Source organism: Pseudooceanicola sp. LIPI14-2-Ac024, from assembly GCF_042188925.1.
Lineage (GTDB): Bacteria > Pseudomonadota > Alphaproteobacteria > Rhodobacterales > Rhodobacteraceae > Pseudooceanicola.
The window spans coordinates 1,567,149-1,580,017 of record NZ_CP170102.1; the positions used below are offsets into that span (position 1 = coordinate 1,567,149).

Sequence of the window (12,869 nt, forward strand, 5' to 3'; positions counted from 1 at the left end):
ATCAATATCGCATATCCGTCAGTCGATAGATAACGTCTATCAATCCGCCAGCCGCTGCCCCGCCTCGATCAGCGCCTCGAGCACCGGGGTATGCGGTTCGCGCCAGGGCGCGATCAGGCCCACCGAATGCATCGCCGCGGCGCCCCGGATCGGCACCGCCTTCACCGCCCGGCCCGCCGACAGGAACCCTGCCATCTCGCGCGGGAGGATGGTGGACCAGCCGCCCTCGGCCACGTGGCTCATCAGCACGACGGTGGAGTTCGACTCGACCCGCACCTCGGGCGTGACGCCGGCCTCGAAGAGGCGCTGGTTCACGATCCGGCGGTTCTGCATGTCGGGCGTCAGCAGGCAGAGCGCGACGCCGGCGATCTCCTCCCAGGTGACCTCGTCCCGTGCGGCCAGCGGCGAGTCCGCCGGGCAGACCAGCTGGTATTCCTCGCGGTAGAGCGGCACGGTCACCATCCGCCCCAGCGGTTCGTTGTCGAGGTAGGTGACCCCGGCATCGGCCTCGAGATCCTCGATCATCGACAGGATCTCGACCGAGGAACGCGACAGCACCGACACCCGGACGCCGGGATGCGCGGCGCAGAAGCTGGCGGTCAGCCGGGCGGCGACGGTCAGCGCCGTGGGGATCACCGCGATCCTGAGCGTGCCGGAGAGGCCGCGGTGCACCGCGCGCATCTCCTCGCGCAGGGTGCGGGCATCGCCGACGATCCGCCGCGCCCAGTCGAGCGCGCGGGCGCCTTCGGGCGTCAGCCCGCCGTAGCGCGAACCGCGCCAGACCAGTTGCACGCCCAGTTGCGCCTCGAGCTGCTTGATGCCCGCGCTGAGCGTCGGCTGGGTGATGCCGAGGCTCTCGGCGGCGCGCCCGAAATGTTCCTCTCGCGCCAGGGCGATCAGCATTTCCAGCTTGTCGATCATCGTGCAAGGCCCCGGGCGCGGCATCGGGGCGCCCGGGGGGCCAGCCCCCCATCGGCCTGCGGCCGATCCCCCCGGGATACGTGGACCAGGGGAAGGGGGCGGGCCGCGTCATCCTACTTCTTGCCGGTGCCGGGCTTGTCGAGGTGCTTGCGCAGGCGCGAGGGGGTCGATTTCTTGCGGCCCTTGTAGGGGTTCTTGTCGCCCTGCCCGCGCAGCGTCAGCCGGATCGGCGTGCCCGGCATGTCGAAACTGTCGCGCAGCCCGTTCACCAGGTAGCGGTTGTAGCTCGCCGGCATCTTGTCGGGATGCGAGCACATCACCACGAAGCCCGGCGGCCGGGTCTTGGCCTGGGTCATGTAGCGCAGCTTGATCCGGCGGCCCTGCGGCGCCGGCGGCGGGTGCTGTTCCAGCATGCCCGTGAGCCAGCGGTTCAGCTGGCCGGTCGAGACGCGGCGGTTCCAGACCTCGTGCGCCTTGACGATGGCCCGGTGCAGCCGGTCGAGGCCGCGGCCCGTCTTGGCGGACACCGTCACCAGCGGCGCGCCGCGCAGCTGCGGCAGAAGGCGCTCGAAGGCTTCCTTGAGCCCGGCCAGCTTGGCCTGCTTCTCGTCCTCGAGGTCCCACTTGTTCACCGCGACCACCACCGCGCGCCCCTCGCGCTCGGCCAGGTCGGCGATCCGCAGGTCCTGCTGTTCGAACGGGATCGCGGCATCCAGCAGCACGACGACCACCTCGGCGAACTTGACCGCGCGCAGCCCGTCCGAGACCGACAGCTTCTCGACCTTGTCCTGCACCTTTGCCTTCTTGCGCATGCCGGCGGTGTCGAAGATGCGCATCGGCACCTCGTCCCAGGTGATCGGGATCGAGATGGAATCGCGGGTGATCCCGGCCTCGGGCCCGGTCAGCAGCCGGTCCTCGCCGAGGATGCGGTTGATCAGCGTCGACTTGCCCGCGTTCGGGCGGCCCACCACGGCGACCTGCAGCGGCCGCTTCTCGGTCGGGCGCCAGGCCTCCTCGGCCGCCTTCAGCGCGTCGTCGGAAAGTTCCTCGTCCTCGTCCTCGGCGATCGTCACCTCGGTGTCGGGCGCGGCCTCCTCGGCGACGGCGGCGCGGTCGGCAAAGCTGTCGGCCAGCGGCATCAGCGCGGCGTAGAGATCGGCCATCCCCTCGCCATGCTCGGCCGAGATGCGGACCGGCTCGCCCAGGCCCAGGCCGTAGGCTTCCAGCACGCCGGCATCGGCGGCGGACCCCTCGCCCTTGTTGGCGGCGACGATCACGTGGCCGGCGCGCTTGCGCAGGATCTCGGCAAAGATCTCGTCGACCGGGGTGACGCCGGCGCGCGCGTCGACCAGGAACAGGCAGATGTCGGCCATGTCCACCGCGCGTTCGGTCAGCCGCCGCATCCGGCCCTGCAGGCTGTCGTCGGTCGCGTCCTCGAGCCCGGCGGTGTCGATCACGGTGAACTTCAGGTCGCCCAGACGTGCGTCGCCCTCGCGCAGGTCGCGCGTGACGCCGGGCTGGTCGTCGACCAGCGCCAGCTTCTTGCCGACGAGACGGTTGAAGAGCGTCGATTTGCCAACGTTGGGCCGGCCCACGATGGCGAGGGTGAAGGACATGGATCAGACTCCAGAGCTGCCGAAGCGCCCCGATACACCATTCCCCCGGCCACGGAAAGCGCCGCGGTCAGCGGTAGGCCACGAGGTCCCCGTCCGAGGTCACCAGGTACAGCGTCCCGCCGGCCACGACAGGGTTGGTCGTCGCGCCGTCCGGCAGGTCGATCACCCGCACCTGCGTGCCCGACACCGGGTCGAAGAACCGCAGCTTGCCGTCGTTCGAGGCGACCACCAGCTGCCCGCCCGCGAGGATCGGGCCGTAGTGGCGATAGATCTCGGACTGCTTGCGCGCGCGGGTCCGGGTGAAATAGGGCAGCTCCACCCCCCAGATCCGGTCGCCCGTCGCCGCGTCGAGGCGCACCAGCTCGTTCCGGTCGGACACCAGGAAGACCGAGCCGCCGGTCGCCACCACCGGCGACAGCGCGCCCTCGTCCGCGGTCCACAGGCGGTCGCCGGTGTTCATGTCGATCGAGGCGAGGCGCCCGGAGTTGGTGCCGACGAACACCCGGTCGCCCACGACCACCGGGTCCCCGGTCACGCCCGAGACGTTGGCGACGGTAAAGCCGTCGCGCCGCCCGGCGACATAGGTATCCCAGCGGCGCGCGCCGCCGTTGCGGAAGGCCGCCACGATCTCGCCGCTGCCGTAGGGCATGACCGCGAACTGGCCGGTCACCGCCGGGGCCGCGCCGCCGACGGTGGCATTCATCACCGGGGCGGTGCCGAGCTGCCAGCGGATGCGCCCGTTGGCCGCGTCCAGCGCCCAGCCGGTGCCGTCGCCCGCCACCAGGTAGAGCACGCCGTCGGAATAGCTCGGCGCGCCGCCGCCGACGGACCCGAGGTCCTGCTGCCAGGCCACCGCGCCGGTCGCCGGGTCGATCGCCGTGACCTCGCCGAAACCGGAGGTGGCGTAAAGCCGCCCGCCGCCAAGCGCCAACCCGCCGCCGACCGCGTCGGTCGCGCCGTCACGGGCGGGCACCAGGCTTTTCTGCCAGAGCGTCTGGCCGTTGGTCGAGGTCGCGGTGACCTGCGATTCCGAATCCATCGTGAAGACCCGGCCGCCGCCCACCACCGGGTCGGCGGTGATGCGCTGCCGGCGGCCGTCCCCGGCGCCGATCGGCGCGGTCCAGGCCAGCTGCGGCGCGGGGCGCAGGGCGGGATGGGTGGTGCGGGTCGCGGGCGTGCCGGGGCCCTGCGTCCATTCGGCGTTCACCGTCGCCGCGGGCAGCGAGATCGCCGCGCTGCGGTTGGCGGGCGTGGGCGCATCGGGCCCCTCGGTCAGCAGCACGGCGCGCGGATCCTCGCGCTTGCCGGGCAGCAGCACCTCGCGTTCGCCGCAGGCGGCCACCAGTGTCAGAACGGCCGCCATGCCCAGGCTCAGCCCACGCCGCGTCGCTTGCCGGGCCAGGGGCCCGCCCGAAGTTTCGCCTGCCTCAGCCATTGCTCACGGCCCCTTTTGTCATTCGCTCGCCGCGGGGGCCTGCCCCGCGTTCGGATCCTCTCCGAGCGCCACCATCAACTGAGTGACCCGCTGACGCAAGCCCGAGGTGACCTCGGCATCTGCCCGGATTCGCTCAAGAACCTCGACGGCGGCGGCGGTGTCGCCCTCTTCCACGTAGGTCAACGCGATCTGTTCCTCGGCCAGCAGGCGCATCGCCGCACCCGGCGCGGCCAGCGCCTCGTAGCCGGCGCGACGCTCGGCCGGCGTCATCGCACCACCGGCGATGGCCAGCGCCTTGAAGGTCGCCAGGTCGCGGTAGACCTGCGGCACGTCCGCCATCTCGGACACCTGCATCAGCGTGGCATGGGCCGCGGTCGGATCGCCGGCATTGGCCTGCTCGGCCGCCTCCAGCATCGCGGTCACGGCCTTCTGCCCGGCGGTCTCGGCCGGCACGGTTTCCAGCGCCGCAACCCGCTCCTCGGGGCTGCCCTGGTCCAGCGCGCCAAGCAGCGCATCGCCAAGCGCCTGCGCCGTCGCCCGCGCCTCGGCCTTGCGGTATTCGTTCCACGCGGCCCCGCCGACCAGCAGCACAACCAGCACGATCGCGATCCATCCGTAGCGCTTCATCAGCGCGAACAGCCGGTCCCGGCGGACCTCCTCGGTGACCTCGTCGATGAAGCTGTCGGTATCGCTCACGCGGAATTCTCCCTTGATTTCCGGCCTCTCTTACAGCTTTGACCCGGCCCTGCCAATACCCGCTCACGGCGAGGTCAGGCATGGTGCAAGCCCTTGCGCCGCGTTGCAGAAATGTCTAATCTGAACCGGATAGTTCAGAAAATTTCCCGACGCACCTTGCGTCGAGTCATCCGGCAGCCAATCTCATGCCGTATTGCCTGCGAGGCTCGCGACAAACCGGATCAAGACATGCGCCTAGTACCCCTTATCACGGCCATCGTGGTCGCCCTCTCCCTGACCATCGTCATCCTCTACCGCGATGCGCTTGTCGCCTTCGCCACGGGGTCGAGCCTCGAGGAGTCGGTCGCCATCGCCCAGGGCGAAGCCGCTCCGGCGATGAGCGCGGCCGCCGCCCAGCCGGTCGAGGACACCGCCGAGGTCGAGACCCCCAAGGACATCCGGCACAAGCCGGTCGGCGTCGTGGCGGTGCACTCGACGGCAAGCGAGGTCGACGGCGCGGTCATCCTGCGCGGTGAGACCGAGGCCGCCCGCCAGGTCGAACTGCGGGCCGAGACCTCGGGCCGGGTGATCTCCACCCCGCTGCGCAAGGGCGCCGAGGTGGCCGAGGGCGACCTGATCTGCAAGATCGACCCCGGCACGCGCGAGGCCTCCCTGGCCGAGGCCGAGGCCCGCCTGGCCGAGGCCCGCGCCACCGTCCCCTCGGCCGAGGCCCGGGTCGAGGAAGCCAAGGCCGCGCTGGAAGAGGCCAACATCAACCAGAACGCGGCGGTGAAACTGTCCGAGGGCGGCTATGCCTCCGACACCCGCGTGGCCTCGGCCCGCGCCGCCGTCCGTTCGGCCGAGGCCGGGCTCGCCTCGGCGGAATCGGGGCTGTCCACCGTGACCGCCGCGATCCAGTCGGCCGAGGCCGCCGTCGCCGGCGCCCAGCGTGAGATCGACCGCCTGACCATCACCGCCCCGTTCGGCGGCCTGCTCGAATCCGACACGGCGGAAATCGGCTCCCTGCTGCAGACCGGCGGGCTCTGCGCCACGATCATCCAGCTCGATCCGATCAAGATCGTCGGCTACATCCCCGAGACCGAGGTCGACCGCGTCGAGAAGGGCGCCCGCGCCGGCGCGCGCCTGGCCAACGGCACCCGCGAGGTGGTGGGCCAGGTGACCTTCCTGTCGCGCTCCGCCGACCCCGCCACCCGCACCTTCCGGGTCGAGATCGAGGTCCCGAACCCCGACATGGCGATCCGCGACGGCCAGACCGCCGAGATCGGGATCGAGGCGGCGGGCGAAAAGGCCCACCTGCTGCCGCAGTCGGCCCTGACGCTCGACGACGAGGGCACGCTTGGCGTGCGGATCGTCACCGCGGACAACATGGCCGACTTCGTGCCGGTCGACGTGATGCGCGACAGCGCGCAGGGCGTCTGGCTGACCGGCCTGCCGGAAACCGTGGACGTGATCATCATCGGCCAGGAATACGTCGTGCCCGGCGTATCGGTGGCGCCGACCTTCCAGGAGCCGACCCAATGACGGGTATCGTCGACTGGGCCGCCTCGCGCGCCCGCATGATCCTCGCCTTCATCGTGCTCTCGCTGGCGGCGGGGGCCTATTCCTACATCAACCTGCCGAAAGAGGGCGAACCGGACATCGAGATCCCCGCCCTCTTCATCTCGGTCCCCTTCCCCGGCATCTCGGCCGCGGATTCCGAGACGCTGTTGATCAAGCCGATGGAAACCGAGCTCGCCGATCTCGACGGGCTGGACAAGATGACCTCGACCGCCGCCGAGGGCTATGCCGGCGTCGCGCTGGAGTTCGAATTCGGCTGGGACAAGACCAAGACCATGGCCGACGTCCGCGACGCCATGTCCAAGGCCGAGGCCAAGTTCCCCGAAGGCTACGACAAGTACTCCGTCAACGAGATCAACTTTTCCGAGTTTCCCATCATCATCGTGAACCTCACCGGCCAGGTGCCGGAACGCACGATGACCAAGGTGGCGCAGGACCTGCAGGAAAAGGTCGAAACCCTCGATTCCGTGCTCGAGGCCGGGATCGCCGGCAACCGCCAGGAGATGGTCGAGGTCATCATCGACCCGCTCCGGCTGGAAAGCTACAACGTCAGCGCCGACGAGCTGATCCAGGTCGTCACCAACAACAACCAGCTCATCGCCGCCGGCGAGATCGAGAGCGAGGGCGGCACCTTCTCGGTCAAGATCCCCGGCTCCTTCGACGAACCGCGCGACATCTACGCCCTGCCGGTCAAGCGCAACGGCGACCGCACCGTGACGCTGGGCGAACTGGCCGACATCCGCCTCACCTTCGAGGACCGCACCGGCACCGCCCGCTTCAACGGCGAACCGACCGTCGCGCTGCAGGTGGTCAAGCGCAAGGGCTACAACCTGATCGACACCGTCGACCAGGTGAAGCAGGTGATCGCCCAGGCCCAGGACGAATGGCCCGAGGAACTGCAGGCCGCGGTCACTGTCGGCGCTTCGAACGACCAGAGCCGCGTGGTCGGCTCCATGGTCCAGCAGCTCGAAGGCTCGGTCCTGACCGCGATCGCGCTGGTGATGATCGTCGTGCTCGGCGCCCTCGGCCCGCGCCCCGCCCTGCTGGTGGGCTTCTCGATCCCGACCTCCTTCCTGCTCTGCTTCGTGCTCCTGGGGATCATGGGGATCACCATCTCGAACATCGTGATGTTCGGCCTGATCCTCGCCGTGGGGATGCTGGTCGACGGCGCCATCGTGGTCGCCGAATACGCCGACAAGCGCATCGCCGAGGGCAGCGGCCCGATGCATGCCTATGTCGAGGCCGCCAAGCGGATGTTCTGGCCGGTCGTCTCCTCGACCGCGACGACGCTCTGCGCCTTCCTGCCGATGCTCTTCTGGCCCGGCGTGGTCGGCGAATTCATGGGGATGCTCCCCGTCACGCTGATCTTCGTGCTCTCGGCCTCGCTGATCGTGGTGATGATCTACCTGCCGGTCGTCGGCGGCGTCTCGGGCCGGTTCAGCCGGGTGATCTGGCGGATCTCGGACTGGATGCGCGCCAACTGGCCGTGGTGGCTGCGCGCGATCCTGGTGCCGGTCGCGATCTACGGCCTCTTCATCGGCGCGATGCAGACCATCAACCCCGGCTACCTGACCGGCAATGACGAGATCTCGGACGGCGCCATGGCCCACCTGCCCGGCGCGCTGCTCTTCATCGCCGCCTGCGTCTTCGCCACCATCGCCCTCGGCGCGGCCAAGTTCGAATGGCGCAAGCCGCGCATCCGCGCCGGCCACCGCCGCACGCCGTTCGGCTACCTGATCAAGTTCATCACCGGCAACCCGATCATGCCGCTGGTGACCATCGGCGCTGTGATCGCCTTCGTGATGGGCACCTTCACCCTCTACGGCCAGAACAACAACGGCGTCGAGTTCTTCACCGAAAGCGAACCGGAACAGGCCATCGTCTACGTCCGCGCCCGCGGCAACCTCTCGCTCGACCAGAAGGACGACCTCGTCAAGCAGGCCGAAGAGATCGTGCTGGCCCATCCGGGCGTGTTGAACGCCTTCGCCTTTGCCGGTGACGGCGGGCTCGACACCAACACCGGCGGCGCGCAGCCGCCGCTCGACACCATCGGCCAGATCAACCTCGAGATCGTCCCGTGGGAGGACCGCAAGGACCAGCCCGAGCTCGACGGCGACATCGTCATCGACGAACTGACCGAACGGCTCGAGGCGATCCCCGGTATCAAGGTGGAAATCCTCAACGCCGCCATGGGCCCCGCCTCGGCCAAGCCGGTGCACCTGCGCATCAAGGGCGACGACTGGGAAGACCTGATCGCCGCGACCGAGATGGCGCGCGCCCGCTTCGACGAGACTGCGGGCCTGTCGCTGACCGAGGACACGCTGCCCCTGCCCGGCATCGACTGGCAGATCGACGTCGACGTCGAAAAGGCCGGCCGCTACGGCGCCAACGTCGCCGTGGTCGGCGCGATGGTCCAGCTGGTCACCCGCGGCCTGCTGCTCGACACCATGCCGGTCGACAGCTCCGACGAAGAGGTCGACATCCGCGTCCGCCTGCCCGAAGCCGACCGCGTGCTCTCGACCCTCGACACCCTCAAGGTCCGCACCTCCGAGGGCCTCGTGCCGCTGTCGAACTTCATCACCCGCGAACCGGTCGAGAAACTCGCCCAGATCAAGCGCGTCGGCCAGAAACGCTTCTTCGACATCAAGGCCGCCGTCACCCCCGGCCTGACCGTCGAGGGGCCGAACGGCAACCAGGTCCCGATGACCCCGCAGGAACGGATCGAGACGCTGACCGCCTGGCTCGAAACCGCCGACTTCCCGGCCGGCATCGAATGGGAATGGACCGGCGACCAGGAGGACCAGTCGGAATCCGAACAGTTCCTGATGACCGCCTTCTCGGCTTCGCTGGCGCTGATGTTCATCATCCTGCTGGCGCAGTTCAACTCGTTCTACAACTCGATCCTTGTGCTGCTGGCGGTGGTGCTCTCGACCGCCGGCGTGCTGATCGGCATGCTGGTGATGGGGCAGTCCTTCTCGATCATCATGACCGGGACCGGGATCGTCGCGCTGGCGGGGATCGTGGTGAACAACAACATCGTCCTGATCGACACCTATCAGGAATACTCCGCCTACATGCCCCGGATCGAGGCGATCATCCGCACCACCGAGGACCGCCTGCGCCCGGTGCTGCTGACCACGATCACCACCATGGCCGGCCTCGCGCCGATGATGCTGGGCCTCAGCCTCGACTTCTTCAACGGCGGCTACTCGATCGACAGCCCGACCGCGCTGTGGTGGAAGCAGCTGGCGACCGCGGTGGTCTTCGGCCTCGGCATCGCGACGGTGCTGACGCTGCTCTTCACGCCCTCGATGCTGGCGCTGCGGGTCTGGGCCGTGACCTACGTCCGCTGGATCGCCCGCCTGCTCGCCCGCCTCTCCTTCGGCCGCGGCAGCCAGGCGGCCGAGGACTGGGCCCTGCGCCGCGCCGCCCGCCGCCTCAAGGCGCCCGAGATCATCTGGGACGACGAGGGCCCCGGTACCCGGGTGCTGCCCGACACCGGCGGCCTGAAGGCCGCGGAATGATCCCACCGGGCGCCCCTGCGGCGCCCGGTTCGTTTCCGGCGGGTCCCGTGCTAGGCTGGCGACATTTCACCAAGGGATTTGCCATGACCTCCGCCAACAGCGACGAACGCGCCTTCTGGAATGCCGATCCCGGCGAGACCTGGGTCGCCCGGCAGGACATCCTAGACGAACTGCACGGCCGGGTCCTCGACCTCGTGCTCGACGCGGCCGGCCTCTCGCCCGGCGACCGCGTGCTCGACATCGGCCCCGGCGCGGGCGCCACCATGGTCGCCGCGGCCCGCGCGGTCGGCCCGGCGGGCCGGGTCCTCGGCCTCGACATCTCCGAACCGATGAGCGCGCGCGCCAACGCCTGGCTCGCGCAGGAGGGGCTGTCCCAGGCCGAGGTCCGCGTCCTCGACGTGCAGACCGACACCGCCGGAGAAACCGGCTTCGACGTCGCCCTGTCGCGCTTCGGGGTGATGTTCTTCGACGACCCGGTCGCGGCCTTCACCCGGATCCGCGGGCTGCTCCGCCCCGGCGGCCGCCTCGCCTTCGCCGCCTGGGCCCCGGCCGAGCACAATCCCTGGTTCGGCGAGGCGCTCGAGGCCGCCGTCGCCCGCCTCGGCCGCCCGCCCGCCGGCGATCCCGACGCCCCCGGCCCCCTCGCCTTCCGCGACCCGGCCCGCGTCACCGCCATCCTCGACGCCGCCGGCTTCACCGCGGTCACCGCCACGCCCACCGACACCCACCTGCCGGTCGCCGCCGGCCTCGACGCCGCCGTCGCACTGGCACGCCACATCGGCCCCGGTGCCCGCGTCATGCGCCTGATGCAGGGCACCGAAGCCGACCTCGAGGCCATCCTCGCCGACATCCGCACCCGCTTCGCCGCCTACGACACGCCGCAAGGCCTGCAGATCCCCGCCCGCGTGAACCTCGTGACCGCCACCGCGCCCTGACCCGCGCTTCATCTTGCCGGAAATACTCCGGGGGGCCGGGCCACCGGCCCGGCGGGGGCAGCGCCCCCTCCATCACCCCAACCGCACGCCCCACGTAGGGTGCCTGCTCCGCACGCACCGCCCCGGCTTCACGCCCACACGCCGGCTACGCGCTCCCCACGCACCGCCCCGGCCTCAAGCCCACACGCCGGCTACGCACTCCCCACGCACCGCCCCGTCCCCACACCCCCACGTAGGGTGCGTGCTCCGCACGCACCGCCGGCACCGTCACGACCCCCCCCCGGCCTCAAGCCGCCTCGTCCGCCTCGGCCTGCTGCCGCGACCAGAGCGCCGCGTACCGTCCGCGCTGCGCCAGCAACTCAGCGTGGGTGCCCTCCTCGGCGATCCGGCCGGCCTCCAGCACCACGATCCGGTCGGCATCGGCCACCGTCGACAGCCGGTGCGCGATGGTCAGCACCGTCCGCCCCTGCCCGGCCCGCGCCAGCGCGGTCTGGATCGACCGCTCCGTCTCGGTGTCGAGCGCCGAGGTCGCCTCGTCCAGCAGCAGGATCGGAGGGTCCTTCAGCAGCGTCCGGGCGATCCCGACCCGCTGCTTCTCGCCACCCGACAGCTTCAGCCCGCGCTCGCCCACCTTGGTGTCGTAGCCCTCGGGCAGCGACAGGATGAAATCGTGGATCTGCGCCGCCTGCGCCGCCGCCTCGATCTCGGCCTGCGAGGCGCCCGCGCGGCCATAGGCGATGTTGTAGCGGATCGTGTCGTTGAAGAGCACGGTGTCCTGCGGCACCACCCCGATCGCGGCATGCAGGCTCTCCTGCGTCACGTCGCGCACGTCCTGCCCGTCGATCCTCAGCGCCCCGCCGGTCACCTCGTAGAACCGGAAGAGAAGCCGCCCGATGGTCGACTTGCCCGCGCCCGAGGGCCCGACGATCGCCACCTTCTGCCCCGCCCCGACGGTCAGCGACACGCCCTTCAGGATCGGCCGCTCGGGCTCGTAGCCGAACTTCACCCTGTCGAACGTGACCTCGCCGCCGCCGACCTGCAGCGCAGGCGCATCCGGCTTGTCCCGGATCTCGGCCGGCTGGTCGAGCAGCGCGAACATCTCGCCCATGTCCACCAGCGCCTGCCGGATCTCGCGATAGACCGTCCCGAGAAAGTTCAGCGGCATGGTGATCTGCAGCATGTAGGCGTTGACCATGACGAAATCGCCCACCGTCAGCTCGCCCGACTGCACGCCTGTCGCGGCCAGCACCATGACCCCCACCAGCCCCACGGTGATCAGCACCGACTGGCCCGCATTCAGGAAGGCCAGCGAATAGGCCGTCTTCACCGCGGCCTCCTCGTAGCGTTCCATCGCGTGGTCATAGCGCGCCGCCTCGCGGGTCTCGGCGCCGAAGTACTTCACCGTCTCGAAGTTCAGCAGGCTGTCGATCGCCTTCTGGTTCGCGTCGGTGTCCTGGTCGTTCATCTCCTTGCGCAGCTTCACCCGCCACTCGGTCACCTTGAAGGTGAAGGCGACATAGGTGGCCACCACGACGACCACGACCAGCAGGTAGCGGATGTCGAACACCCACCACAGGATGATCGCCACCAGCGCGAGCTCCAGGATCAGCGGCCCCATCGAAAGCAGCATGAAGCGCAGCAGGAAATCGACGCCCTTCACCCCGCGCTCGATGATCCGGGACAGGCCCCCGGTGCGCCGCGTGATGTGATAGCGCATCGACAGCGCGTGGATGTGCTCGAAGGTCTCCAGCGCCAGCTGCCGCAGCGCGCGCTGGCCGACGCGCGCAAAGGCCACGTCGCGCAGCTGCTGGAACACCACGTTCAGCGCCCGCGTCATGCCGTAGGCCACCGTCAGCCCGATGGCGCCCACGCCCACCAGCCAGGCGACCGACTCGCCTTCGCCGGTCAGCGCGTCCACCGCCGCCTTGAAGAAGAACGGCGTCACCACCGCCACCAGCTTGGCCGCCAGCAGCGCGATCAGCGCCAGCACCACGCGCCGCTTCACCCAGGGCGCGTCGTCGGGCCAGAGATAGGGCATCACCCGCTTGATGATGGCCATGCCGTTCCGCGGCATGTCGGAGTCGGTGGGTGTGGTTCTGCGCATGGGGCGTCCGTCTGCGGGTCCGGCACTTGCCTGACCGAAAGGATCAGGGTATCACGGATAACAATTCAAGAGTCGTTGAGT

General features: G+C 69.9%; 8 protein-coding genes. 3 read left to right on the plus strand and 5 right to left on the minus strand.

Annotated features, from left to right (window positions below; all coding sequences use genetic code 11):
• Window positions 1–39 precede the first annotated feature (39 nt).
• The 4 genes from ACE2AC_RS07660 to ACE2AC_RS07675 form a co-directional block, all read right to left on the minus strand.
• Complete coding sequence (locus tag ACE2AC_RS07660; protein ID WP_375691508.1) at window positions 40–921, minus strand: LysR family transcriptional regulator; 882 nt, start codon at window positions 919–921, stop codon at window positions 40–42.
• Between the two features lie 113 nt (window positions 922–1,034).
• Window positions 1,035–2,537 carry a ribosome biogenesis GTPase Der gene (der, locus tag ACE2AC_RS07665; protein WP_375691509.1) on the minus strand — a complete coding sequence of 501 codons (1,503 nt, stop codon included), beginning with the start codon at window positions 2,535–2,537 and terminating at the stop codon, window positions 1,035–1,037.
• 67 nt (window positions 2,538–2,604) lie between these two features.
• The gene (locus tag ACE2AC_RS07670; protein ID WP_375691510.1) at window positions 2,605–3,900 is read right to left on the minus strand and encodes a PQQ-binding-like beta-propeller repeat protein; all 1,296 of its coding nucleotides are present in this window, start codon (window positions 3,898–3,900) and stop codon (window positions 2,605–2,607) included.
• Window positions 3,901–3,990: 90 nt separating this feature from the next.
• Window positions 3,991–4,668, minus strand: a complete 678-nt coding sequence (locus tag ACE2AC_RS07675) for a tetratricopeptide repeat protein (RefSeq protein ID WP_375691511.1) — start codon at window positions 4,666–4,668, stop codon at window positions 3,991–3,993.
• A 228-nt stretch (window positions 4,669–4,896) separates the two neighbouring features.
• Here ACE2AC_RS07675 and ACE2AC_RS07680 point away from each other — a divergent pair, with 228 nt between their 5' ends.
• The 3 genes from ACE2AC_RS07680 to ACE2AC_RS07690 all read left to right on the plus strand — a co-directional run bounded on the left by ACE2AC_RS07680 (window position 4,897) and on the right by ACE2AC_RS07690 (window position 10,684).
• Window positions 4,897–6,189, plus strand: a complete 1,293-nt coding sequence (locus tag ACE2AC_RS07680) for an efflux RND transporter periplasmic adaptor subunit (protein ID WP_375691512.1) — start codon at window positions 4,897–4,899, stop codon at window positions 6,187–6,189.
• Entirely contained in the window at window positions 6,186–9,749 is a 3,564-nt protein-coding gene (locus ACE2AC_RS07685; protein ID WP_375691513.1) for an efflux RND transporter permease subunit, read from the plus strand. Before ACE2AC_RS07680 ends, ACE2AC_RS07685 begins: the two co-directional genes overlap by 4 nt.
• A gap of 83 nt (window positions 9,750–9,832) precedes the next feature.
• Window positions 9,833–10,684, plus strand: a complete 852-nt coding sequence (locus ACE2AC_RS07690; RefSeq protein WP_375691514.1) for an SAM-dependent methyltransferase — start codon at window positions 9,833–9,835, stop codon at window positions 10,682–10,684.
• A gap of 286 nt (window positions 10,685–10,970) precedes the next feature.
• Here the strand turns inward: ACE2AC_RS07690 and ACE2AC_RS07695 are convergent, their stop codons facing one another.
• Entirely contained in the window at window positions 10,971–12,788 is a 1,818-nt protein-coding gene (locus ACE2AC_RS07695; RefSeq protein ID WP_375691515.1) for an ABCB family ABC transporter ATP-binding protein/permease, read from the minus strand.
• Window positions 12,789–12,869: the final 81 nt, after the last annotated feature.

Bases quoted from the DNA above. Each gene is read 5' to 3' on its own strand.
- ACE2AC_RS07695 (WP_375691515.1), bottom strand. From the start codon at position 12,788: ATGCGCAGAACCACACCCACCGACTCCGACATGCCGCGGAACGGCATG.
- ACE2AC_RS07685 (WP_375691513.1), top strand. From the start codon at position 6,186: ATGACGGGTATCGTCGACTGGGCCGCCTCGCGCGCCCGCATGATCCTC.
- ACE2AC_RS07680 (WP_375691512.1), top strand. From the start codon at position 4,897: ATGCGCCTAGTACCCCTTATCACGGCCATCGTGGTCGCCCTCTCCCTG.
- der (WP_375691509.1), bottom strand. From the start codon at position 2,537: ATGTCCTTCACCCTCGCCATCGTGGGCCGGCCCAACGTTGGCAAATCG.
- ACE2AC_RS07660 (WP_375691508.1), bottom strand. From the start codon at position 921: ATGATCGACAAGCTGGAAATGCTGATCGCCCTGGCGCGAGAGGAACAT.
- ACE2AC_RS07670 (WP_375691510.1), bottom strand. From the start codon at position 3,900: ATGGCGGCCGTTCTGACACTGGTGGCCGCCTGCGGCGAACGCGAGGTG.
- ACE2AC_RS07690 (WP_375691514.1), top strand. From the start codon at position 9,833: ATGACCTCCGCCAACAGCGACGAACGCGCCTTCTGGAATGCCGATCCC.